The sequence below is a fragment of the Cellulomonas sp. KH9 genome (genome assembly GCF_900114185.1).
Lineage (GTDB): Bacteria > Actinomycetota > Actinomycetes > Actinomycetales > Cellulomonadaceae > Cellulomonas.
In genome coordinates, this window is sequence record NZ_FOSE01000002.1 from 809473 (window position 1) to 832670 (window position 23198).

General features: G+C 75.1%; 21 protein-coding genes and 2 tRNA genes. 5 read left to right on the top strand and 18 right to left on the bottom strand.

Going from position 1 to position 23198, the window contains the following annotated elements:
* Window positions 1–28 precede the first annotated feature (28 nt).
* Window positions 29–1273, top strand: a complete 1245-nt coding sequence (locus BMZ16_RS09680; protein ID WP_255366507.1) for a trans-sulfuration enzyme family protein — start codon at window positions 29–31, stop codon at window positions 1271–1273.
* Window positions 1274–1301: 28 nt separating this feature from the next.
* Here BMZ16_RS09680 and BMZ16_RS09685 read toward each other — a convergent pair whose 3' ends face one another.
* From BMZ16_RS09685 to leuC, 5 genes are all read right to left on the bottom strand, one after another.
* Window positions 1302–2321 (bottom strand): NAD(P)H-dependent glycerol-3-phosphate dehydrogenase, encoded by a 1020-nt coding sequence (locus BMZ16_RS09685; protein ID WP_089799796.1) that lies wholly within the window; start codon window positions 2319–2321, stop codon window positions 1302–1304.
* On the bottom strand, window positions 2318–3052 hold the full coding sequence (locus BMZ16_RS09690) for a lysophospholipid acyltransferase family protein (RefSeq protein WP_089799798.1): 735 nt from the start codon (window positions 3050–3052) through the stop codon (window positions 2318–2320). Before BMZ16_RS09690 ends, BMZ16_RS09685 begins: the two co-directional genes overlap by 4 nt.
* A gap of 47 nt (window positions 3053–3099) precedes the next feature.
* Window positions 3100–4431: a UDP-N-acetylglucosamine 1-carboxyvinyltransferase gene (gene murA, locus BMZ16_RS09695; protein ID WP_089799800.1), complete on the bottom strand. Its 1332-nt coding sequence runs from the start codon at window positions 4429–4431 to the stop codon at window positions 3100–3102.
* Between the two features lie 145 nt (window positions 4432–4576).
* Window positions 4577–5245, bottom strand: a complete 669-nt coding sequence (gene leuD, locus BMZ16_RS09700; protein WP_089799802.1) for a 3-isopropylmalate dehydratase small subunit — start codon at window positions 5243–5245, stop codon at window positions 4577–4579.
* 31 nt (window positions 5246–5276) lie between these two features.
* Window positions 5277–6740, bottom strand: coding sequence for a 3-isopropylmalate dehydratase large subunit (gene leuC, locus BMZ16_RS09705; RefSeq protein ID WP_089799804.1), 1464 nt, complete (start codon window positions 6738–6740; stop codon window positions 5277–5279).
* Between the two features lie 117 nt (window positions 6741–6857).
* On the opposite strand from leuC, the gene BMZ16_RS09710 reads away from it, so the two are divergent.
* Window positions 6858–7577: an IclR family transcriptional regulator gene (locus BMZ16_RS09710; protein WP_089799806.1), complete on the top strand. Its 720-nt coding sequence runs from the start codon at window positions 6858–6860 to the stop codon at window positions 7575–7577.
* Window positions 7578–7749: 172 nt separating this feature from the next.
* Here the strand turns inward: BMZ16_RS09710 and BMZ16_RS09715 are convergent.
* The 6 genes from BMZ16_RS09715 to BMZ16_RS09735 all read right to left on the bottom strand — a co-directional run bounded on the left by BMZ16_RS09715 (window position 7750) and on the right by BMZ16_RS09735 (window position 10580).
* Window positions 7750–7822: transfer RNA gene (locus BMZ16_RS09715), tRNA-Glu, on the bottom strand.
* A 142-nt stretch (window positions 7823–7964) separates the two neighbouring features.
* Window positions 7965–8036: transfer RNA gene (locus tag BMZ16_RS09720), tRNA-Gln, on the bottom strand.
* A 157-nt stretch (window positions 8037–8193) separates the two neighbouring features.
* Window positions 8194–8652, bottom strand: a complete 459-nt coding sequence (locus tag BMZ16_RS09725) for a DUF6912 family protein (protein ID WP_089799808.1) — start codon at window positions 8650–8652, stop codon at window positions 8194–8196.
* A 23-nt stretch (window positions 8653–8675) separates the two neighbouring features.
* The gene (locus BMZ16_RS09730) at window positions 8676–9917 is read right to left on the bottom strand and encodes an AAA family ATPase (protein WP_177199636.1); all 1242 of its coding nucleotides are present in this window, start codon (window positions 9915–9917) and stop codon (window positions 8676–8678) included.
* A gap of 1 nt (window position 9918) precedes the next feature.
* Window positions 9919–10059, bottom strand: a complete 141-nt coding sequence (locus BMZ16_RS19735; RefSeq protein WP_255366508.1) for a hypothetical protein — start codon at window positions 10057–10059, stop codon at window positions 9919–9921.
* A complete protein-coding gene (locus BMZ16_RS09735; RefSeq protein ID WP_255366509.1) occupies window positions 10056–10580 on the bottom strand; it encodes a hypothetical protein in 525 nt (174 codons plus the stop codon). Before BMZ16_RS09735 ends, BMZ16_RS19735 begins: the two co-directional genes overlap by 4 nt.
* Before the next feature lie 189 nt (window positions 10581–10769).
* Here BMZ16_RS09735 and BMZ16_RS09740 point away from each other — a divergent pair, with 189 nt between their 5' ends.
* Window positions 10770–10991 (top strand): helix-turn-helix domain-containing protein, encoded by a 222-nt coding sequence (locus tag BMZ16_RS09740; protein ID WP_089799811.1) that lies wholly within the window; start codon window positions 10770–10772, stop codon window positions 10989–10991.
* 86 nt (window positions 10992–11077) lie between these two features.
* On the opposite strand, the gene BMZ16_RS09745 is transcribed toward BMZ16_RS09740, so the two are convergent.
* The gene (locus BMZ16_RS09745) at window positions 11078–11638 is read right to left on the bottom strand and encodes a hypothetical protein (RefSeq protein WP_255366510.1); all 561 of its coding nucleotides are present in this window, start codon (window positions 11636–11638) and stop codon (window positions 11078–11080) included.
* 151 nt (window positions 11639–11789) lie between these two features.
* On the opposite strand from BMZ16_RS09745, the gene BMZ16_RS09750 reads away from it, so the two are divergent.
* Window positions 11790–12563, top strand: a complete 774-nt coding sequence (locus BMZ16_RS09750) for a LysM peptidoglycan-binding domain-containing protein (RefSeq protein ID WP_089800072.1) — start codon at window positions 11790–11792, stop codon at window positions 12561–12563.
* Complete coding sequence (locus BMZ16_RS19255; RefSeq protein WP_089799813.1) at window positions 12560–13216, top strand: Rv3235 family protein; 657 nt, start codon at window positions 12560–12562, stop codon at window positions 13214–13216. The genes BMZ16_RS09750 and BMZ16_RS19255 overlap by 4 nt, the downstream gene beginning before the upstream one ends.
* Before the next feature lie 3 nt (window positions 13217–13219).
* On the opposite strand, the gene secA is transcribed toward BMZ16_RS19255, so the two are convergent.
* From secA to mtrB, 6 genes are all read right to left on the bottom strand, one after another.
* Complete coding sequence (gene secA / locus BMZ16_RS09760; RefSeq protein ID WP_089799815.1) at window positions 13220–16042, bottom strand: preprotein translocase subunit SecA; 2823 nt, start codon at window positions 16040–16042, stop codon at window positions 13220–13222.
* Window positions 16043–16163: 121 nt separating this feature from the next.
* Window positions 16164–17447: a winged helix-turn-helix domain-containing protein gene (locus BMZ16_RS09765; protein WP_089800073.1), complete on the bottom strand. Its 1284-nt coding sequence runs from the start codon at window positions 17445–17447 to the stop codon at window positions 16164–16166.
* A gap of 447 nt (window positions 17448–17894) precedes the next feature.
* Window positions 17895–18530, bottom strand: a complete 636-nt coding sequence (gene hpf / locus BMZ16_RS09770) for a ribosome hibernation-promoting factor, HPF/YfiA family (protein WP_089799817.1) — start codon at window positions 18528–18530, stop codon at window positions 17895–17897.
* A gap of 157 nt (window positions 18531–18687) precedes the next feature.
* Window positions 18688–19515: a ComF family protein gene (locus BMZ16_RS09775; RefSeq protein WP_255366537.1), complete on the bottom strand. Its 828-nt coding sequence runs from the start codon at window positions 19513–19515 to the stop codon at window positions 18688–18690.
* Window positions 19516–19700: 185 nt separating this feature from the next.
* The gene (locus BMZ16_RS09780) at window positions 19701–21398 is read right to left on the bottom strand and encodes an LpqB family beta-propeller domain-containing protein (protein ID WP_089799819.1); all 1698 of its coding nucleotides are present in this window, start codon (window positions 21396–21398) and stop codon (window positions 19701–19703) included.
* On the bottom strand, window positions 21395–23158 hold the full coding sequence (gene mtrB / locus BMZ16_RS09785) for an MtrAB system histidine kinase MtrB (protein ID WP_089800075.1): 1764 nt from the start codon (window positions 23156–23158) through the stop codon (window positions 21395–21397). Before mtrB ends, BMZ16_RS09780 begins: the two co-directional genes overlap by 4 nt.
* Window positions 23159–23198 lie beyond the last annotated feature (40 nt).

Below are 23198 nucleotides of genomic sequence, written 5' to 3' on the forward strand. Positions count from 1 at the left end.
GGCACCCCGCCGGGCGTAGCCTGCCCCGGTGACCACGCCGGTGCCCGACGCCCCCGCCCCGCGACCCGACGGCCGACCCACGGCCCCCTCGCCGCGCACCCTCGCGGTCAGCGCCGGGCGCCCCGCCCGCACCCCCGGTGCGGCGCTCAACCCGTCGGTGGTGCTCACCTCGACGTTCGTCTCGCAGGGCACGCCCGCCACGGGCGAGCTCGTCTACGGCCGCATCGGCACCCCCGCCTGGGAGCCCTTCGAGGAGGCGCTGGCGGTGCTCGAGCGCACCGACCACGCGGCCACCGGGCGACCGGTCACGGGGCCGCCCGCCACCGTGTTCGCGTCCGGCATGGCGGCGGTCGACGCGACCGTCTCGCTCGTGCCGGTGGGTGGGCGCGTGGTCGTGCCGCGCCACGCGTACCAGGTGACGCTCGTGCTGCTGGGCGAGCTCGCCGGCCGAGGCCTGCTGCGGGTCGATCCCGTCGACGTGGCCGACACCGACGCGGTGGTCGCCGCCGTGCGGGGCGGAGCCGACGGACCTGCAGACCTGCTGTGGCTGGAGTCGCCCACCAACCCGATGCTCGAGGTCGCGGACCTGCCGACGCTGGTGGCCGCGGCGCACGAGGTCGGCGCCCTCGTGGCCGTCGACAGCACCTTCGCGACCCCCCTGCTGCAGCGCCCCCTGGCGCACGGCGCGGACGTCGTCGTGCACTCGGTCACCAAGTACCTCGCGGGTCACTCCGACGTCGTGCTGGGCGCCACGGTCACCGACGACCCGGACCTGCACGCCCGCCTCGTGGCGCACCGCACCACGCACGGCGCGATCGCGGGCCCGTTCGAGGTGTGGCTGGCACTGCGGGGCCTGCGCACGCTCGCGCTGCGCGTCGAGCGCGCCCAGCAGAACGCGGCCGAGCTGGCGCGACGGCTCGCCGCGCACGCGCACGTCGTCGAGGTGCGCTACCCCGGGCTGCCCGGCGATCCGGGGCACGCACGGGCGGCCGCGCAGATGGACGGCTTCGGGGCGATCCTCGGCGTGCGTCCCGTCGGCGGCGCCGCCGGTGCCGACGCCCTGGTCGCCGCCGTGCGGCTGTGGGTGCCGGCCACGAGCCTGGGCGGTGTGGAGTCGACGCTGGAGCGCCGCCGCCGCTTCGCCACCGAGTCGGCCACGGTGCCCGACGACCTCGTCCGGCTGTCGGTCGGGATCGAGGACGTCGAGGACCTGTGGGCGGACCTCGACGCGGCGCTCGACGCGGCCTCGCACGCGGGCGACGCGCACGTCTGACCCGACGCGGCGCTCGGACGCCGCCGGGTCAGACGCCCTCGGCCTTGTGCGGGCGTGCGAGCAGCAACCCGGCCAGCTCGTCGACGGGCAGGTTCTCGTGCAGCACCTGCACGACGGCCGACGTGATGGGCATCTCCACGCCGAGGGACGTCGCGAGCTCCAGCACCGAGCGGCAGGACTTCACGCCCTCGGCCGTCCCTCCCGTGGCGACGACGGCCTCGTCGAGGCGCATCCCCCGCCCGATGTGCACACCCAGCGTGTGGTTGCGCGAGTCCGGGGACGCGCACGTCGCCATGAGGTCGCCCATCCCGGCCAGGCCGGGGAACGTCTCGGCGTCGGCGCCGAGCGCCAGGCCCAGGCGGGTGATCTCGACCAGGCCCCGCGTGATGACCGTGGCCATGGTGTTGAAGCCCATGCCCCGCCCCTGCGAGATGCCGACCGCCAGCGCGATGACGTTCTTCACCGCACCGCACAGCTCGACCCCCACGACGTCGGGGTTGGTGTACGGGCGGAAGTAGGACGAGGCGCACGCGCGCGCCACGAGGGCCGCCGTGTCCCGGCTCGTGGAGGCCACGACGGTGGCCGTCGGCTGGCGCAGGGCGATCTCGCGCGCGAGGTTCGGCCCGGACAGCACCGCGACACGGTCGGCGGCGATGCCCAGGCTCTCCGCGACGACCTGGCTCATCCGCTGGTCGGTCTCCAGCTCCACGCCCTTCATGAGCGACACCAGCACGGTGTGCCCGGGCACCGCGTCCGCCAGCGGCGCGAGCACGGCACGCGCACGCTGGGACGGCACGGCGACCGCCACCACGTCGGCGTCGGCCACCGCCGCACGCGCGTCCAGCGTCGCGGTGACCGCGGCGGGCAGCTCCACGCCCGGCAGGTACCGGGAGTTGCGGCGGTCGCGCACGATCTCGTCCACGGTGGTCGCGTCACGCCCCCAGACCGTGACCTCGCACCCCGCGTCGGCCATCACGGCGGCGAAGGTCGTGCCCCAGCTCCCCGACCCCAGGACGGCGGTCCGCAGCGGACCTGTCGGCTGCGTCACGGCGTCGTCCCCTCCTCGGCTGCGCGTCGCCGACGCATGTCGTACCGCTCCGCAGGCGCCTGCTCCCCGCGGATCTCCTCGAGCAGGACGGTGATGGCCGTCATGATGCGCTCGGTCGCCTCACGCAGCGTCGCGGTGTCCTGCGGCCGGTCGTAGAGGTCGGACAGCTCGACCGGGGGTCCGGCGACGATCGTGACCTTCTTGGGCGGCACCAGGTGGGGGACCTTGCCGTACCGCGCGAGGAGGTCCTGCGGGCCCCACTGCGCGACGGGCACGACCGGGGCCCGCGTCGTCAGCGCGAGGCGCGCGGCGCCCGTGCGCCCGACCATCGGCCACAGGTCGGGGTCGCGCGTGAGGGTGCCCTCGGGGAACACCGCCACGCACTCCCCCTGCCGCACGGCCTCGACGGCTGCCCGCAGCGAGTCACCCGCCGCCGCGGTGTCGCGGTGCACGGGGATCTGACCCGTCGCGCGCAGCACGGACCCCACGACGGGGGCCCGGAACAGCGAGGCCTTGGCCAGCACACGCGGGACGTGCCCGTTGTCCCACAGGTAGTGGGCGAACGTGAGCGGGTCGGCCTCCGTCATGTGGTTGGCGACCGCGATGAACCCGCCCTCGGTCGGCAGGTGCTCGGCACCGTGCCAGTCGGGGCGGGTCGTCGCGAACAGCAGCGTGCGCACGATGCGTGCGACGTTGCGGTAGGCGAGGTTGGAACGCGACGGCGACGGCACGGGAACCGATCGTAGCCGCGCCACGGGGTGCCGCGGTCCGCGCCGCGTCAGCGGCGCGTGTCGGGCTCGCGGCTGAACGTCGCGCCCAGGGCCTCGAGCTTGTCGGTGAAGTGCTCGTAGCCGCGGTCGATGAGGCTGATGCCCCGCACCGCGGACGTGCCCTTGGCGGTCAGCGCCGCGATGAGGTGGCTGAAGCCGCCGCGCAGGTCCGGCACCTCGATCTCGGCCGCCGACAGCGGCGTGGGCCCGGAGATGACGGCCGAGTGGTAGAAGTTGCGCTGGCCGAAGCGGCAGGGCCGCCCGCCCAGGCACTCCTTGTAGACCTGGATCGTGGCGCCCATGCCCAGCAGGGCGTCGACGAACCCGAACCGGTTCTCGTACACCGTCTCGTGGACGATCGACAGGCCGCGCGCCTGGGTCAGGGCGATGACCAGCGGCTGCTGCCAGTCCGTCATGAAGCCCGGGTGCACGTCCGTCTCGAGCTGGATCGACCGCAGGTCGCCGCCCGGGTGGAAGAACCGGATGCCCTCGTCGTCGATCGCGAACTCCCCGCCGACCTTGCGGAAGGTGTTGAGGAACGTCGTCATCTCCGGCTGCGTGGCCCCGCGGACGTAGACGTCCCCGCCGGTGGCCAGCGCCGCGGAGGCCCACGACGCCGCCTCGATGCGGTCGGACAGAGCGGTGTGCCGGAACCCGACCAGCCGGTCGACGCCCTCGATGCGGATCACCCGGTCGGTGTCCACGGAGATGATCGCGCCCATCTTCTGCAGCACGTTGATCAGGTCCATGATCTCGGGCTCGATCGCGGCGTTCGACAGCTCGGTGATGCCCTCGGCGCGCACGGCCGTCAGCAGCAGCTGCTCGGTGGCGCCGACGCTCGGGTACGGCAGCGCGATCTTGGTGCCCTGCAGCCGGTGCGGGGCGCGGATGCGGATGCCGTTGTCGCTCTTGTCCACGACCGCGCCGAACTGCCGCAGGATGTCGAGGTGGTAGTTGATGGGCCGGTCGCCGATGCGGCAGCCGCCCAGGTCCGGGATGAACGCCTCGCCCAGGCGGTGCAGCAGGGGTCCGCAGAACAGGATCGGGATACGGCTGGACCCGGCGTGGGCGTCGATGTCGGCGACGTGCGCCGACTCGACGTCCGTCGGGTCCAGGCTGATCGTGCCGGCGTCGTCGTCGATCTCGACGGTCACACCGTGCAGCCGCAGCAGACCGGAGACGACCGCGACGTCCCGGATCTGAGGGACGTTGCGCAGCTCGCTCGGCGTCTCGCCCAGCAGGGCGGCCACCATCGCCTTCGACACGAAGTTCTTGGCTCCGCGGACGGTGATCTCGCCGCGCAACGGGTTGCCACCCTCGACGTACAGCAGGTCGCTCATGCCCATATCGTCCACCACGCGACGGGATGCGCGCGTCATCTCGGTCCCGCTGCGCGCTGTTCTCGCAGAACCCTCACAAGCGACGGGGCGGGAGCACGGCGGGTGCCGCGCTCCCGCCCCGTCGAGCGAGCAGGTCAGGACGTCGTCAGGCGCCCCGGGTCGGCCCGAGGTCGACCGCCACGACCGGCCGCGCCGGGCGCACCGGGACCGGCGGCAGGTGCTTCGCGGGGAGCGTGGCGGGCCGCCACGACTCGCGACGCTGCTCGAACGCCGTGATCTCGTCGGCGTGCTGCAGGGTCAGGCCGATGTCGTCGAGCCCCTCCATGAGCCGCCAGCGCGTGTAGTCGTCGACCTGGAACGGCACCACGACGTCGTCGCAGACGACCGTGCGCGCCCCGAGGTCGACGGTCACCTCGGTGCCGGGCCGCGTCTCGAGGACCTTCCAGAGCAGCTCCACGTCCTCCTGCGCGACCTGGGCCGCCAGCAGGCCCTGCTTGCCGGAGTTGCCGCGGAAGATGTCCGCGAACCGCGGCGAGATCACGACACGGAAGCCGTAGTCCTTCAGCGCCCACACGGCGTGCTCGCGCGACGACCCGGTCCCGAAGTCGGGGCCGGCGACGAGGACCGAGCCGGCCCGGTAGGCGTCCTGGTTGAGGACGAACGCGGGGTCGCCGCGCCACGCCGCGAACAGCGCGTCCTCGAAGCCCGTGCGCGTGACCCGCTTGAGGTACACGGCGGGGATGATCTGGTCGGTGTCGACGTTGCTGCGCCGCAGCGGGACGCCGACCCCGGTGTGCTGGGTGAACTTCTCCATGATGGGCCTGCCTGTCGGGGTCTCGGGGGCGTCAGACGGTCTGCAGCGCGTCGTCGGTGTGCAGCGGGCTGCCGTCGGGGACCTCGACGTCGGGGCCGAGGTCGGCGACCGAGGACAGCGTCCCGCGGATCGCGGTGGCCGCTGCGACGAGCGGCGAGACCAGGTGGGTGCGCCCGCCCTTGCCCTGACGGCCCTCGAAGTTGCGGTTCGACGTGGACGCCGAGCGCTCCTGCGGGGCGAGCTGGTCGGGGTTCATGCCCAGGCACATCGAGCAGCCGGCGTTGCGCCACTCGGCACCGAAGTCGAGGAAGATCCGGTCGAGGCCCTCCGCCTCGGCCTGCAGGCGCACGCGCGCGGAGGCGGGCACCACCAGGACGCGCACGTCGTCGGCCTTCTTGCGGTCCTTCACCAGCTTGGCGACGGCCCGCAGGTCCTCGATCCGCCCGTTGGTGCACGAGCCGATGAAGACGGTGTCCACCTTGATCTCGCGCAGCGGCTGTCCGGGCGTCAGACCCATGTACTCGATGGCGCGCTCGGCCGCGACGCGCTCGTTGGCGTCGGCGATCTGCTCCGGGACGGGCACGTTGCCCGACAACGGCAGACCCTGGCCGGGGTTGGTGCCCCACGTGACGAACGGCTCGAGGTCGGCCGCCTCGAGCACGACCTCCGCGTCGAAGACGGCGTCGTCGTCGGTGCGCAGGGTGCGCCAGTACTCCACGGCGGCGTCCCAGTCGGCGCCCTCGGGCGCGTGCGGGCGGCCCTTGAGGTAGGCGAACGTGGTCTCGTCCGGCGCGATCATGCCCGCGCGCGCCCCGGCCTCGATCGACATGTTGCAGATCGTCATCCGCCCCTCCATCGAGAGGTTGCGGATCGCCTCGCCCCGGTACTCCAGGACGTAGCCCTGACCGCCGCCGGTGCCGATCTTGGCGATGATCGCCAGGATGATGTCCTTCGCGCTGGCGCCGATCGGCAGCGCGCCGTTGACGGTGATCGCCATGGTCTTGAACGGGGCGAGGGGCAGCGTCTGGGTCGCCAGGACGTGCTCGACCTCGCTGGTGCCGATGCCGAACGCGAGGGCGCCGAACGCCCCGTGCGTCGAGGTGTGCGAGTCCCCGCAGACGACCGTCAGCCCCGGCTGCGTCAGCCCGAGCTGCGGACCGACCTGGTGGACGATCCCCTGGTCGGCGTCACCGAGCGAGTGGATCCGCACGCCGAACTCCGCGGCGTTGTTGCGCAGCGTCTCGATCTGCGTGCGGCTCGTGGCGTCGGCGATCGGACGGTCGATGTCGAGCGTCGGGGTGTTGTGGTCCTCGGTGGCCAGCGTGAGGTCGGGACGACGCACGGGCCGGCCGGCCAGGCGCAGGCCCTCGAAGGCCTGCGGGCTCGTGACCTCGTGCACGAGGTGCAGGTCGATGTACAGCAGGTCCGGGGCACCGTCCGTGCCACGGCGCACGACGTGCGCGTCCCAGACCTTCTCCGCCAGCGTGCCGGCCATGTGCGTCGTTCCTCTCGTCCGGGCGGGGGCCTCCCGGGTCACCGGGTCGATGACTGTTCGACGGTGCCTGGTGGCCTCCGGCTTGCATCTCAGCCTTCGAGACGCCAATATCGACCTATGGACAACTCTAGCGGAGTCGGCGTCCTGGACAAGGCCGCGTCGGTGCTGAGCGCCCTGGAGGCCGGACCCGCGACCCTCGCACAGCTGGTCGCCGCCACCCATCTTGCCCGCCCCACGGCCCATCGCCTCGCAGTCGCCCTCGAGCACCACCGCCTCGTGGCGCGCGACCTGCAGGGCCGGTTCGTGCTGGGCCCGCGCCTGTCGGAGCTGGCGACAGCTGCCGGCGAGGACCGGCTGCTGGCCGCCGCAGGGCCCGTGCTGGCGCTGCTGCGGGACCACACCGGGGAGAGCGCGCAGCTGTACCGCCGGCAGGGCGACCAGCGGATCTGCGTGGCGGCGGCGGAGCGCCCGATCGGGTTGCGCGACTCGATCCCGGTGGGCGCGACGCTGACCATGCAGGCCGGGTCCGCGGCGCAGGTCCTCCTGGCGTGGGAGGAGCCGGACCGGCTGCACCGGGGCCTGCAGGGCTCGAAGTTCACCGCCACCATCCTGTCCGGGGTGCGTCGTCGCGGCTGGGCGCAGTCGGTGTCCGAGCGCGAGGTCGGGGTCGCCTCGGTCTCCGCGCCGGTCCGCGGCCCGTCGGGGCGCGTGGTGGCCGCCGTGTCCGTCTCCGGGCCGCTCGAGCGCCTCTCCCGGCAGCCGGGCCGGCTGCACGCCTCCGCGGTGGTCTCGGCGGCCAACCGGCTGACCGAGGTGCTGCGCCGCACCGCCGACTGACCTCCCCGACCACGAGCCCGGGCCCGATCGGCGTCGCCGACGGGCTCGGGCTCCTTCGTCTGCGGACCGTGACGGACGTCACCACGCCCCGGCCGCCCCCGCCGCACTCGCCCGGATGCGGTGCCGCGGCACGAAGAAGGCCCGGTCACCATGGTGACCGGGCCTTCGACCGTACCCCCGACCGGATTCGAACCGGCGCTACCGCCGTGAGAGGGCGGCGTGCTAGGCCGCTACACAACGGGGGCCTTGCTCACGAACCCGTAGGCCGTGTGCCGAGTGGATACTGTACCCGACGTCCGCCGCGAGCCGAAATCCGCGACGTCCGGCGGCCCGCCGTGAGGCGGACGCATCCGTGCTGGTCAACGGGCTGACGCCCGAAGAACAACGCTGGGGTACCAGGACTCGAACCTAGACTAACTGAACCAGAATCAGTCGTGCTGCCAATTACACCATACCCCAAGGGCTGTGACCGGATCGAAGACCCGTGCACAGCACCAGCGGCGCGCGGCTCACTGCCCCGCACCGACCGGGAACATTACCCGAGCCGGGGCCCGGCGGTCCAACCGGCCGCGCGTGGCGCGGGTCACGGTCGGCGCACCGGGGTCGGCGGCAGGTCTCAGGCGACCGGGATGTCCGCGATCTCCGTGACGTCGTACCAGAGCAGGTCACGCTCGTCGAGGCGCTCGAGTGCCGCCTCGTCCCCCGCCGCCGCGGCCGTGACGTCCGCGGCCGCTGCCGGCTCGTCGACGTGCACGCTCACCACCTGGGCGAGGGTGACCTCGCACACCACCTCCACGGCGGAGGGCACCGCGGCGTCCTCCGGTGCGCGCACGCAGCCGTCGGGGACGTCGGCGGCGACGACGACTCGCAGCCGCGGGGCGTCCGGGCGACCGCCCAGCAGCGCGACCGAGCCGTCGCCGGCGCCGGCCTGCGCCGCGTACTCCCACCCCTCCTCGTCCTCGTCCGGCCACAGGGCACGCAGCGCCGACGTGACGGCATGCCCCGGTCGGGGTCCGAGCAGGACCGGGGAGGACTGCTGCAGCTCGTCGAGGGTCACAGGCAGGTAGACGCGCACGGGACCAGTCTGCCGCTGCCGGCTCACCCCACCGCGACGCGGGCGCCCGGCGCGTCGGCGGGCAGGCCCGCCACGATCTGCGCCGCGAGCGCCGCCAGGCTGCGGCGCGCCGGGGAGCCGGGCGCCACCTCCCGCAGCGCCCGCCCCTCCAGCAGCGCCGTGTCGGCTGCCTGACGGTCCTCCGGCACGAGCACCACGTCCTCGACGCCCGCGTACCGGGCCAGCGCCGCGGCGACCGCCTCCCCCGGACGTGCGCCGGCCACCGTCGGTCGCACGCGGTTCGCGACGACGCGGCGCGTGCCGGCCAGGCCGCGGTCCGTCGCGTCGGCGAGCGCCCGCACGAGTCGCTGGACCCCCACCGGGTCCGCCGCGCCGACGACCACGACGAGGTCCGCCTGCTCGAGCGCGGTGATCGTGGCGGCGTTCCGCGCGGGCGCCCGCGTGTCGTAGCTGAGCATCTCGTCCTGCTCCAGGCAGAAGCCGGTGTCGAGCACCGTGACCTCCGCGAGCGCCCGCGCCTGGGACAGCACCGGCTCGAGGGAGCTGGCGGGCAGCTCGGGCCAGCGGTCCGCACGGGAGATGCCGGACAGCAGCCGCAGGCCCGGCAGGACGACCGGTGCGAGACGGGCGAGCGTGCCGAGGTCCAGCGCCCCCTGGCCGGCTGCCCGGGCCGCGGCGGCCAGGCCGGGCGCCTCGTCGAGCACCCCCAGCACCTGCGCGACCACCCCGCCGTACGTGTCGGCGTCCACCAGCAGCGTCGACCGCCCGAGCGCGGCCAGCTCGGCGGCCAGGTTGACCGCGACGAACGTGCGTCCGGGGGCGCCGGTGGGCCCCCAGACGGCCACGGTCGCCCCGCGGCGCGTGGGAGGGGCGGGCCGGGCCACCGACTGCCGGGGCGGGACGTCCTCCAGGACGGCCAGCGCCCCGCGCACCACGTCCGGCACCTCCCCGTCGTCCGCCACGTCGAGGACGAGGTCGGCGCCGTGCGCGGTCAAGCGCTCGGCGAGCCACGGGCGCGCCGGGTCCGCCAGGCCGACGACACGGACGCCGCACCGGTGCAGCAGCGCCACGGCCTCCCGGTCGAGCCGGTCCAGGTCGGCGGACACGACCGCCAGCCCGCCGAGTCCCGCCTCCGCCGCGGCGAGCAGCTCGGTGAGGTCGGCGCACCGCCGCGTCACCGACAGCCGCCCGCCCGACCCCTCCACGGCCTGCACGACCACCGACTCGGCCGCGCCCTGCACCGCGCACAGCACCCCGACGCCCACGTCAGCCGCCCGGGACGGGGACGACGTCGACGCGGCCGTCGCCGGCGAGCGCGCCGAGCACGGTCGGCAGGTCGTCCACGGGGACCAGCACGTGGGCCGTGCGCGCGCCGCCGCTCGTGAACGCACCGTCCGGTGCGCTCACTCCGCGACGGTGAGGTCCGCCGCGAGCGGAGCCGGTGGAGTCGCGCCCGCGTCGGCGGCGCCGGGCGCACCCTGCTCGGGTGTGAACCAGAGGTCGACGCGCGACCCCGCGACCAGGCCGCTCGGCGGCGGCCCCGCCAGGGCGACCGGCACCGCGCGCACCTGCAGGTCGGCCGCGGCGCCGACGGCCCCCAGCGGCACCAGCTCACCGGCGCCGACGGGACGTACCACGACGGCACCCTCCGGCAGGGGCCGATCGGCCCGCAGGTACCCCTCGACACGGTCGGCGAGCCGCACGTCCGCCACGACGAGGGCCGCGGACGACAGCGCGGCACCCGGGACGAGCACGTCCCGGGCGACGTACACCTGCACCGTCCGCTGCGCCGAGGTCACGGCCCAGCTGCCGAGCACGACGGACGCGGCGATGAGCGCGAACCCGACGAGCAGCCGGGGGTCGCGCCACCCGGGGCGGCGCAGCCGCGTCGCCGCCGGGGCGGGCAGGTCGAGCACGGTGGTGTCCACAGCAGCTCCTGATCAGCGATGACGGACGAGTCGACGGCCCACGGGCGAGCCGGGACGGCGGGCAGCAGGGGGCCGGTCGACGTGCGTCCCGGCGGCACGAGTCTGGCCCGGTCGGCAGCGACACGGGCGGGGGGTGACGGCGCCTGTGGACAACGGTCCGCGCGAGGTCGGCCGTGCGAGACTGCGGGAATGGCACCGAGGTTCCTGACGCTCGCCGACGTCTCCGAGATCCTCAACGTCTCGGCCCCGCAGGCGTACGCGCTCGTGCGGTCGGGCGAGCTGCCCGCGATCCAGATCGGCGGGCGGCTCCAGTGGCGCGTCGAGTCGGCCGAGCTGGAGCGGTACATCGAGCGCATGTACGCCGAGACCCGGGCGCGCAACACCCCCGCAGCGTCGGAGGGGCAGGCCTGACGCACCCGGCCTGAACCCGGCCGCGCCGCGGCCCGGTCGGCGCACGTCGCGCGCCGCGGGCGGGGCCACGTCGACGCGGGCCCGCGTCACCGCGACACCACCGCCTGCAGCACGTCGAACGGCACGCAGACGGGCCGCGCCGGCCCCGTCGCTGGCATCAGGTCCAGGTGGTCGGCCCCGACGCGCTCGAGACGTCCGGCGAGCACGGCACCCCGGGCGTGCACGGTCACGCCGACACGGTCGCGCGCCAGCGCGCGCAACGCGTGCCCGAGCCCGAGCGCCGACTCGGTGCGGCCCGCGGGCGGTGCCACGTGCGCCCCGAGCCCCTCGACCGCCGCCAGCGCCGCCACCACGACCAGGGCGGTCCGGCCCGCACCGGACGCGAGCAGGAGCCACTGCGGCGCCGCGTCGACCAGATCCCCCTCGAAGGCGCCGGCGTCCGTCGTGACGACCCGCAGGCGACGCCCCGTCGACGCGCGCAGCCGGTCCGCCAGCCCCACCCGCGCACGCTCGGCGCGGGTCAGCTCGGCCACGTCCCACCGCGTCTCGGCGGCGCTGCCGGCGGCGAGCTGGGCCTCCAGGTCGGCGAACAGCCGCTCCCACCGGCCCGCGGCGTCCCCGGCCACCGCGCCCTCACCCCACGTCACGGATCGGACCCTACTGGACAATCCGGGCCCGCCTCGACTACACCTGTCCTCACCAGTCGACGTCAAACGACATCAAACTGCATCAAAGAGGAGCACTGTGCCGCTGCCGACGACACCCCCGCCACCCCGCGGCGCCACACCGCGCCGCGCCGTGGCGAGCCTGGTCCTGCTCGGCACCGGCGCGACGGCCGCCGCCGCGCTCCTCCTCGCCTGGGTGGTCGCCCACATCGGGTCGACGCAGGTGTGGCGCGTCGAGGCGGTCGTCGGTCCGGCCGTCGTGGTGAGCGGTGCTCTCGCTGCCGCCTGGCTCGGGGCGTCCGCGCTGCTCGCTGCCGCGTGCGCCGCGGCGCGCACCGCCGGCGGTGCGTGGCGCACGGGTGAGTCCGTCGTCCACCGGTGGGCGCCGGGGCTCGTGCGCCGCGCCCTGACGGTGGCGGTCGCGGCGACGGTGGGACTGGGGAGCGCGGTCGGGGCCCAGGGCACCGACTCCCCCGCCGACCGCCCTGTGGTGACGGTCGACCTCGGGTGGTCGCCCACCGCGACCGGCGGCGGCACCGTCGCCCACGCCCCGCCGTCCGACCCCCCGGACACCGCGGGCACCTCGCCGATCGCGACCCGCGCACCGTCGGGCGCCGCGCTGCAGGAGGTCGCCGCGCTGCAGGAGGTCGCCGCACCGGCCCCGGCGGCGCCGCCTCAGGCCGCGACGACGCCGGCACCCCGGGAGGCGCAGGTCGTCGTGGTCCGCGCCGGCGACACGTTGTGGGGCATCGCGGCACGCGCGCTCGGGCCCGACGCGTCCGACGCCGCCGTCGCGGCCGAGTGGCCGCGGTGGTACGCGGCGAACGCCGCGACCATCGGCCCGGACCCCGACGTCCTGCAGCCCGGGCAGACCCTGACCGTGCCGACCACCGGGAGCCCACGATGACGACGCCGGACCACGACGACGTCGCCGGGGCCGCGTTCGAGGACGCCCTCACCGCCATCACCGCCGCGGGTCGCGGGGGGCACCCGACGGCCACGCACCCGGAGCCGGCAACGCCCACGTCCCCGCGCCCGCCCGACCACCCCGGGAGCCCGGCTCCCGCCCGGGGCCGGCCGCGCCTCAGGCTCGTCCCGGCCGCGCCCGCACCACCGGGGCGGCGCGCCGCGGAGCTCTCACCCCCGCCCTCGCTGGTCGAGCGTCTGCACCGGCTCGCAGTGGCCGAGCGGGCACCCGCCGGCGACCCGCCGGACGACCGGGGCGCGGCACCCGCGACGGACGCCGGACGGTTCGCGCACGGCGTCGGGCTCGCGTGCGTCGAGGTCGTGCTGGCGCGCCGGGCGGCCGCTCAGCTGGCCCGGTGGGTGTCGCCCACGGTGCTGGAGTCGCTGCAGCAGCGCGCCGCGCTCGTGCGCCGCGCGGGCGTCCTCACCCACGCGCGGCGCCCGGCAGCCCGCCGGGTGCGGGTCTGCCCGCTCGACGACCACACCGTCGAGGCGTGCCTCGTGGTCGAGGACGGCGTGCGCGTGCGCGCGGTGGCACTCCGTCTGGAGTCCCACCGCGGCGCGTGGCGCGTCACGGCGCTGGAGATCGGGTGAGCGTCAGCGCTTGCGCTGCTTGGCCTGCTTGCGACGGTCGGCGCGGTTCGCCCCGCCGGACGCCGGGGCGGCGGGACGACCGGCACCGGCACCGCCCTCCGCGCGCGTGACGGTCGCACCGTCACCGTCAGCGGACGGCGCCGTGTACTGCAGCGGCGTGCGCTCGGCAGGGCCGTCGAGACCCTTGGCGACGAGAGCCCCGGGCGCCGGCTCGCCGTCGGCCGCAGGGCCGTCGACGACCGGACGGTCGGCCGTGGCGGCAGCACCGACGGAGGCCGCGGCCGAGGCCGCGGAGTCCGCGCTGACGACCGGCCCGTCCGTGGGCTGGGCGACCTGCACCTCGAGGTTGTAGAGGTACTGGACCGACTCCTCCTTGATGGCGTCGGTCATCGCCGTGAAGAGCTGGAAGCCCTCGCGCTGGTACTCGATGAGCGGGTCGCGCTGCGCCATGGCGCGCAGGCCGATGCCCTCCTTGAGGTAGTCCATCTCGTAGAGGTGCTCGCGCCACTTGCGGTCGAGGACCGACAGGACGACGCGCCGCTCGAGCTGGCGCATGTTCGCCCCACCGAGCTTCTCCTCACGCTCGGCGTAGGCGTGCTCGGCGTCGGAGAGGACCTCGCGGGTCAGCAGCTCGGCGGACAGGCGGGTGGGACCGCCGGCCTCCTCCACGACCTCCTCGGGCGTGATCGAGATCGGGTACACGCCACGCAGGGCGGTCCACAGCGCCTCGAGGTCCCAGTCCTCCGGGCGACCCTCGGCCGTGGCCAGGGCGATGTAGTCCGTCAGCACGTCGTTGCGGAAGTGCGCGAGCTGGTCCTGGAGGTCCTCGCCCTCCAGCACCCGGCGCCGCTGGTCGTAGATGACCTCGCGCTGCCGGGACATGACGTCGTCGTACTTCAGGACGTTCTTGCGGATCTCGAAGTTACGGGCCTCGACCTGCGACTGCGCGGACTGGATGCCGCGGGTGACGATCTTGGACTCCAGCGGCATGTCCTCGGGGAACCCGGCGCGCGTCATCATCGACTCGGCGAGGCCGGAGTTGAACAGCCGCATGAGGTCGTCCTGCATCGACAGGTAGAACCGGGACTCCCCCGGGTCGCCCTGGCGACCCGACCGGCCACGGAGCTGGTTGTCGATGCGGCGCGACTCGTGCCGCTCGGTGCCCAGCACGTACAGGCCACCCAGCTCGGTCACCTCGTCGTGCTCGGCGGAGACGGCGACCTTGGCCTTCTCCAGCACGTCGGGCCACGCCGCCTCGTACTCGTCGGCGTTCTCCGCCGGGTCGAGCCCGCGTGCGGTCATCTCGGCGACCGCCATGAACTCGGCGTTGCCGCCGAGCATGATGTCGGTGCCACGGCCGGCCATGTTGGTCGCCACCGTCACGGCGCCCTTACGACCGGCCTGCGCGACGATCGAGGCCTCACGCGCGTGCTGCTTGGCGTTGAGCACCTCGTGCGGCACGCCCTGCTTCTTGAGCTTGGACGACAGCAGCTCGGACTTCTCGACGCTGGTCGTGCCCACCAGGACCGGCTGACCCTTGGCGTGCCGCTCGACGATGTCCGCGACGACCGCGTCGAACTTGCCCTCCTCGGACTTGTAGACCAGGTCCTTCTGGTCGATGCGCAGCATCGGCCGGTTGGTCGGGATCGGCACGACACCGAGCTTGTAGGTGCCCTGGAACTCGGCCGCCTCGGTCTCGGCGGTACCGGTCATGCCGGCGAGCTTGCCGTACAGGCGGAAGTAGTTCTGCAGCGTGATCGTGGCGAGCGTCTGGTTCTCCGCCTTGATCGCCACACCCTCCTTGGCCTCGATGGCCTGGTGCATGCCCTCGTTGTAGCGGCGGCCCGGCAGGATGCGGCCCGTGTGCTCGTCGACGATGAGGACCTCGCCGTTCATCACGACGTAGTCCTTGTCGCGCTTGAAGAGCTCCTTGGCCTTGATGGCGTTGTTGAGGAACCCGATCAGCGGCGTGTTCAGGGACTCGTAGAGGTTGTCGATCCCGAGGTAGTCCTCGACGCGCGCGATCCCCGGCTCCAGGACGCCGACGGTGCGCTTCTTCTCGTCGACCTCGTAGTCACGCTCCGGCTGCAGGCGCCGCACGACCTTGGCGAACTCCCCGTACCAGCGGTTGGCGTCCCCCGACGCGGGACCCGAGATGATGAGCGGCGTCCGCGCCTCGTCGATGAGGATCGAGTCGACCTCGTCGACGATCGCGAAGTGGTGGCCGCGCTGCACCAGGTCGTCGACGCTCCAGGCCATGTTGTCGCGCAGGTAGTCGAAGCCGAACTCGTTGTTCGTGCCGTACGTGATGTCGGCGGCGTACTGCTCGCGACGCTGCGCCGGCGTCTGCTGCGACAGGATCGTCCCGGTGGTCAGGCCGAGGAACCGGTAGACGCGGCCCATGAGGTCGGCCTGGTAGCCCGCCAGGTAGTCGTTGACGGTGACGACGTGCACGCCCTTGCCCGACAGCGCGTTGAGGTACGCCGGCAGCGTGGCGACGAGCGTCTTGCCCTCACCGGTCTTCATCTCGGCGATGTTGCCGAGGTGCAGGGCGGCGCCGCCCATGAGCTGGACGTCGAAGTGCCGCTGGCCCAGCGTGCGACGCGACGCCTCACGGACGGCGGCGAACGCCTCGGGCAGCAGGTCGTCGAGCTTCTCGCCCTCGTCGAGACGCGCCCGGAAGCGGTCCGTCTCCTCGCGCAGCTCGGCGTCGGAGAGCGCCGTGAAGCTGTCCTCCAGCGCGTTGACCTGTGCAGCGATGCCGGACAGCTTCTTGAGGATCCGCCCCTCGCCCAGCCGGAGGACCTTCTCGAGGATCGCCGTCACGCAACTCTCCCGACGTCGTTGGCGCCCGTCCGCTCGCGGCGTCGGGGCGGTGCGTGTCGCCCGACCGCGCGGCCGGGCCCGACCATCGTAGGCGAGCCGCAGGACCTGCGTGGCCGTCGGCTCAGGCCTCGGCTCCCGGGAGCTCGTGCCGCAGCCCCGCCACGAGGTCGCCCACCGCCTCCGGACCGGCCGCCACGTCGGCCAGGCCCAGCCACCGCGCCGCCGTGCGCAGCTCGCGCGCCAGCTCGTGCGCCACCTCGGCGTCCCCGGGCGCACCCGCCGCCGGGTCCGCGGCCGGGCCGGGCGCCCGGTGCGCCGCGGCCACCTGCAGGACGCCCCGCCGCCGGTCCGCCTTGAGGTCGACGAGGGCGACCAGACGCTCCCCCAGCAGGAAGGGCAGCACGTAGTACCCCCAGACCCGAGCCGCTGCCGGGACGTAGATCTCGAGGCGGTAGCGCAGCCCGAACAGGGTCTCGGTGCGCGTGCGCTCCCACACCAGCGGGTCGAAGGGACTGAGCAGCGCCCGCCCGTGGGCACGCCGGGGGACGGTCGCGTCGCGGTGCCGGTAGAGCGGACCGCGCCACCCCTCGACCTGCACCGGCACGAGCACGCCCTCCTCCACGAGCTCCGCGACGGCGGTGGCCGTCGCGGCGGTCGCGGTCCGCCAGTGGTCGGCCAGGCAGCGCAGGCTCGCCACCCCGTGCGCGCGGGCCGCGACCTCGACCAGCCGGCGTCGCGCCGTCGCCTGGTCCGGCGGGGGCACGGCGAGGACCTCCGGCGGGAGCACGCGGTCCGGCAGGGCGTAACGGCGCTCGAACTGCGCGTTGCGGCCCGCGGTCGTGAGCTCACCGACGAGGAACAGGTGCTCCAGGGCGCGCTTGGCGTCCGTCCACGACCACCCCCAGTCCCCGGAGCGACGTCCGTCGCCCCCGAGGAGGTCCTGCACCTGGCGTGCCGTGACGGGGCCCACCTCGTCGACGATGCGGCGGACGGCCGCGACCTCCGGCGAGCGGCCCACGGGCACGCCGTGCAGCGTGTCGCCGCGCCGCTCGACCCGGGCACGGTTGGCCGCGTGCTTGAAGGCCAGGTCCCGGAACGTGGTCGGGGGCACCAGCGACGCCTCGTGCGCCCACGTCTCCACGAGGCGGCGCGGGGCCCGGCTCGTGGCCCGGTCCAGCGCGGACACGTCCCAGGGTCCCGTCCGGGAGTAGACCGGCACGAGGTGGGCCCGCGCCAGGACGTTGACGGAGTCCACCTGCAGCAGACCGAGACGGCCGACGACCTGCTGGAGCGCCCGCCCGCCCGGGACGGCACCCCGGACGGGCCGCGGGCGGTCGAGCCCGGAGGCGCGCAGAGCGAGGCGACGCGCCTGCGAGCGCGTGAGGTGGTCGACGTCGGCGGCCATGGCGCCGATCCTGCCGGAGCCCTCCGACACACCCGCACGCATCCCGACACTTTCGACGCACGACCTTCGCCGGCCGCGCCCGTCGTCGACGGGCGGTTCCTGAGTTCCCTGCGGATCTCGACGGGTCGGCGCACCCGCGAGCAGTGATCCCCGGCCACCGCCGTGCCCCCGGAACCGCTTCACCGGTGCCATGTCGCCGAAAGTTCTCCGAAACATCTCCGCCACTCTTGACGCGGGAGGCCGTCGCGGGCGACGGTCGTCCCGCGGCCGACGCCCCCCTCCGGGCGCTCGCCGCCACCGGACCCCCGGTGCCGGACGGACCGCGCCGGCCGGCACCGGGGCCGGGCACCACCGACACGGACGCCGGGCGGTTCGTGCGCGCACCGGCGCCGGACACGCCACGGGGCGGCGAACCCGTCGGCCCGCCGCCCCGTCGTCGCCGCGGGCTCAGCCCGCCGCGCGTTCCGGTCCCGCGATCGACACCGGTGCGTCGAGCTTGATGACGCCGTAGCTCCAGCCGCGGCGGCGGTACGCCACGGCGGGCTGGGCGGTCTCGGCGTCGACGAAGAGGTAGAAGTCGTGCCCCACGAGCTCCATCTCGTAGAGCGCGTCGTCGACCGTCATCGGCTCGGCGTGGTGCACCTTCTCGCGGATGACCACCGGGGAGTCCCCGAGCGCGACCTCGACGACGCCGTCCTCACCCGTCTCGGGTGCGGACCGCGGCTCGGGCTCCGACTCGGGCGGGCGCACGTCGACGGGCGCCAGCGGAGTGTGGTTGCGGTGGTCCTTGCGCCGGTCGCGCGCGCGGCGCAGCCGCTCGAGCAGACGACCGAGCGCGACGTCGAGGGCCGCGTACGCGTCGTCGGCGCACGCCTCCGCGCGGATCACGGGCCCCTTGTCGACCACGGTGAGCTCGACCCTCTCGGCGGAGTCGGACTGACGCGGGTTCGGTTCGTGCGACACGAGGACGTCGACGCGCTGGGCGCGCGGGGCCAGCTGCTCGATCTTGGCGAGCTTGGACTCGACGTGCGCGCGATACCGCGGGGACACCTCGGTGTGCCGACCGGCAACCACGATCTCCATGGGGGCCTCCTGAGAGGTCAGGGGCGGGCGACGCCCGCCCGGACGGGACGAACTTCAGCTGCCCCTCCACGGGGCGGGCGACATCACCTCCTCCACCGCGCGCCCTCCGTCGGACTGCTGCAGGAGAGCCGTCGCGGCATCGTTCCCAGGCACCACGCTAACCCTCCGCGGCGTCCCGACGCGAAACGCCACGGACCGACGGTGCGACATCCGCGACACCCGCGGCCCCAGCAGGCGGGGTGGCCGCGAGCACACCGGCCGCCGGTACGCGCGCCCCCGCCGCGACGAGCGCGCCGTGGCACGCCGCGAGGGTCGCGCCCGTGGTCAGGACGTCGTCCACGAGCACGACGACACGCCCGCGCAGACGCGCCGCGGCACGGACACGGACGCGCCCCCGCAGCGCGTCGCCGCGCGCCCGGGCACCCAGGCCGGCGAGGTCGGGGCCACCGGACCGGCCCAGCGGGCGCGCCCGGACGGCGGGGACGCCACCGCTGCACAGACCCTCCGCGACCGCGGCGGCGAGCACGTCGACCGGGTCCCGGCCACGGCGTCGGCGCGCCTGCGCCGTGGACGGCACCGCCACGACGAGCACCGGTCCCGCCCGGCCCGCCACGTGCCCGGTGCCGGGGGCCAGGGCCCTGCCGGTGCGGTGGGCCGCCGCGGCGAACGGACGGTCGAGGTCCGTCCGTCCGCCGTCCTTCCACGCCGCGACGCCGTGACGCAGGGGTCCGGCGTACGTGCCGGGGCCCAGCACCGGGAGCAGCGTGCGGCCGTCCAGCAGGTCGAGCCGCCCGGCGCCGTGGTCGCGACGCACGACGGGCCCCGCGAGCGCGGCTGCGCACGGCGCGCACCACGGCTCGTCGACCCGCCCGCAGCCCGCGCAGGCGACCGGCACGACCAGCCCCGCGACGTCGCGGCCGGCGGCCACCACCAGGGTGCGCACGCGCCGGCGCCACGACGGCACGACAGCGCCCGCCGGATCCATCGACACCCGGGCAGCCTGCACGACCCGGGCGCCGGCGTCGACGCCGGCAGCACGCACCGTGGACAGCGACCGACCCGCGCGGGGCTGTGGGCGGCCGACCGACCCGCGCGGGGCTGTGGGCGGCCGACCGACCCGCGCGGGGCTGTGGGCGGCCGACCGTCCGGCACCACCCGCCGTGCGCGACGTCAGCCGGGGAACGCCGCGCCGGTCACCGTGAGCATGCCCGTGACGCCGGGCACCTCGACCCACGTCCCGCCCTGCAGGCGCAGCAGGTCACCACCGGCCGTGACGACGTGGACCGTCCGCAGCCCGCGGTCGGCCACCAGCGACGTCGCGTCCGCGACGGCGGGCAGCGGCGAGCTCGTCCCGGACACCGGGACGAGGTAGGGAGTCGGGCCCGCCTCCCCGTCGGACAGGACGCCGAGCGTGACCTCGTCGACCCACACCACCGACGCCGTCGGCGTCAGCGCGGCGCCGGCCGCCACGGCCTCGCCGATCGTCTGCGGGGTGCGGGCGTCGTCGCGCACGATGCCCGCCACGTCGAGCGTGGTCCCGTCCGTGCCGCGCGACACGATGGCGATGCGCGTGCCGTCCCGCGACACCCGCACGGCGTCCACGGTCCGGCCCTCCAGCCACTCGGCGGTCACCTCGACCAGCGTGCCGTCCGTCCGGACGACGTCCAGCCGACCCGGGACCGCGCTGCGCGCCGTCCACACCCACCCGAAGCGGTCGACCGAGGGTGCCACCAGGGACCCGCCGCTCAGCAGGACCCGCTGCGGCGAGTCCCCCACGGGCACGGTCACGAGCGTCGACGGGTCGGCGAGCGCCACGCGCACGGTGCCGTCGGGCGAGCGCGCGGGCGCACCCGGACGCGCACCGGTCACGGCCCGCACCCCGTCCACGGCGGTGGGGGCGCCCTCGCCGAGCGCGAGGGTGCCGCCGTCGACGAGGATCTCGAGCTCGTCGGACCCGGGTACGGGCAGGTCGGTCGCGGTCCCCTCGAGCAGCGCCCCGGCGGCGCCGGCGCGCACGTGGAGCGTCGCCACACCGAGCGGCCGCAGCGACGCCTCGAGCTGGGCGAGCAGCAGGCCGCGGTCCGCGTCGAGCACCGCCCGCGCCGGCTCGAGCGCGAGCTCGGCGACGCCCTGCTCCACGGACACCGCCTCCGGCTTGAGGACCGCACCGGCCGGCAGCGCCGACGTCACCGCGTCGTGCAACCACGGCGACGGCCCGGCGAGCAGGGCCCGGACCACGGAGGTGGCCACGCTGCGGTCCCGGTCCCGGAACCACCGGACCTCGGGCACGAGCATCTCGCGGTCCGGCGTGAGGAAGTAGACGGACGCCGCACGGAACTGCGAGGCGAAGCGTCGCGAGTCCACGACCAGGACGTCCGGGGCGTGCGAGATCCGCCAGTCGCCGCGCGCGTCCTGCACGAGCTCGTACCGCAGGGTCTCCACGGCGTCGGCGGGCGCCTCGACGAACCGCCCCTCCGCGTCCACCTTGGCGGTCACGGTCAGGGAGACGGTGACCTGCGCCTCCCCGGTCTGCTCGACCTTGCGCTGGCTCGCCACGACCGTGCCCGCACCGGGGTCCCACTCCGCGCGCTCGTCGGCCGACAGGAACTCCCGGGTGACCTCGAAGTCGCCCGTGACCTCGGTGCCCGCCGCGAGCAGGAACCCCTCGACGATGCCGACGGGGTCGGCGTCGGCCTGCGGCCCCTGCGCCAGCACCACGACCCTGTCCTGCTCGCGGACCTCGCCGTCCCCCGCCGTCACGCTGCCCTCGGTGGGGATGGCGACGCACGCGGTCAGACCGACGAGCGCGAGGACGTGCGCGCACACGACGGCCAGGCGCCTGCCGGCCGAGGCGGACCGGCGCGTCACAGCGCGCCCCGGACGTCCGCGGGCACGCCCGCGTCGTCGAGCCGCACGTCCGTCCGGACGGGGTCCGTCGGGTTGCTCACGATCGCGATCTCCCCCGTCATCGGCGGCAGCTCCGGCAGCGCCACCGGGTCGGTGCTGCGCCGCGGACCGGCGTCGACCGCGGGCAAGGCCTCGGGCTCCGGCTGCAGGGGCAGCGGTGAGCCGGTCAGCCGGATCCCGGCACGGCGCGGCAGGGTCAGCCGGAAGCACGCCCCGTGCCCCGGCCGCCCCCACGCCTCGAGCGTCCCGCCGTGCAGGTGGGCGTCCTCGAGGGAGATCGCCAGGCCCAGGCCCGTGCCACCGGTGGTGCGCGCCCGCGCGGGGTCCGCGCGCCAGAACCGGTCGAAGACGTGCTCGGCCTCCTGCGCCGTCATGCCCACGCCGTGGTCCCGCACCGTCACCGCGACGGCGGAGGCGTCGACGCCGACCGTGACCTCGACGGGCGAGCCGTCGGCGTGCTCGACGCCGTTCACCAGCAGGTTGCGCAGGATCCGCTCGACGCGTCGGGGGTCGACGTCCGCGTCGGCCCGCGTGTCCGGCAGGTCGACCCGCAGCCAGGACCCGCGCCGCACGGCCAGCGGGACGGCGTTGTCGACCGCCTGCACGACGATGTCCCGCAGGTCGCGTCCCTCGGCGTCCAGGACGGCGGCGCCCGCGTCGAACCGGCTGATCTCGAGCAGGTCCGCCAGCAGGTCCTCGAAGCGGTCCAGCTGCGTCGCCAGGAGCTCGGCCGAGCGCTTCACGGAGGGCTCGAAGTCGTCCCGTGCGCCGTGGATGAGCTCGCCCGCCATCCGGATGGTGGTCAGGGGCGTGCGCAGCTCGTGCGACACGTCGGAGACGAACCGCCGCTGCAGCGTCGAGAGCTCCTCCATGCGGTGGATCTGGTCCTGCAGGCTCTCGGCCATCTCGTTGAAGGTGCGCGCCAGCGTCGCCATCTCGTCGCGGCCGTGGACGGCCATCCGCTCCGACAGGTGACCGTCGGCGAGCCGCTCCGCGACGTGGGCCGCGCGGCGCACGGGGTCGACGGTGCGGCGGGTGACGGACCACGTCATGGCCCCGAGCAGCGCGACGACCGCGACGGCGGCCAGTGCGAGCGTCCCCAGCAGGAAGTCCAGCCGCTCCTGCTCGGCCTGCAGGCTGTAGAGGAAGAACATCTGGTACGTGCCGGCCATCGGCACGTCGACCTGCTGGCCGACGACGATGCCCGGCTGGGTGCGGCCGTCGGCCGTCGGGATCGCCACGGACTGCCAGTGCTGGCCGCCGTCGGCCACCGCCTGCTTGAGGTCCCGGCTCACGAGCGCCACCAACGACCTGTCGGTCGCGGTCGCCCCGACGCTGATGGAGGTGTTCTGGCCCGGGGCCCGCAGCAGGAAGACGTCACGCTCGCCCGAGCCGCCGTTGCGCTGGGCCGTGGTCACGTCCTCCAGCAGCAGCGCCACCTCGGGGGACGTGCTGGCCGGGGACGCGGACAGCTGGTCCTGCACCTGCTGGGTGCTGCGCGCGCTCTCCTCGAGCACCTGGCCCAGCCGGTCCTCGAACAGGCCCGCACTCGTCCGCTCGCTCACGTACGCCCCGATGACCGCGAGCGCCACGAGACCGATCGCCAGCGTCGAGGTGAGGACCTGCAGCTGCAGCGACGAGCGCCAGCGCCGCGCCACACCCCGGGCACGCCGTCCCCACCGCGCACGCCCCAGCCGCGCCCAGGCGGTCAGCCGTGCCATGCCGCCGCCCGACGCCCGCGCGCCCGACGAGGGCACCTGC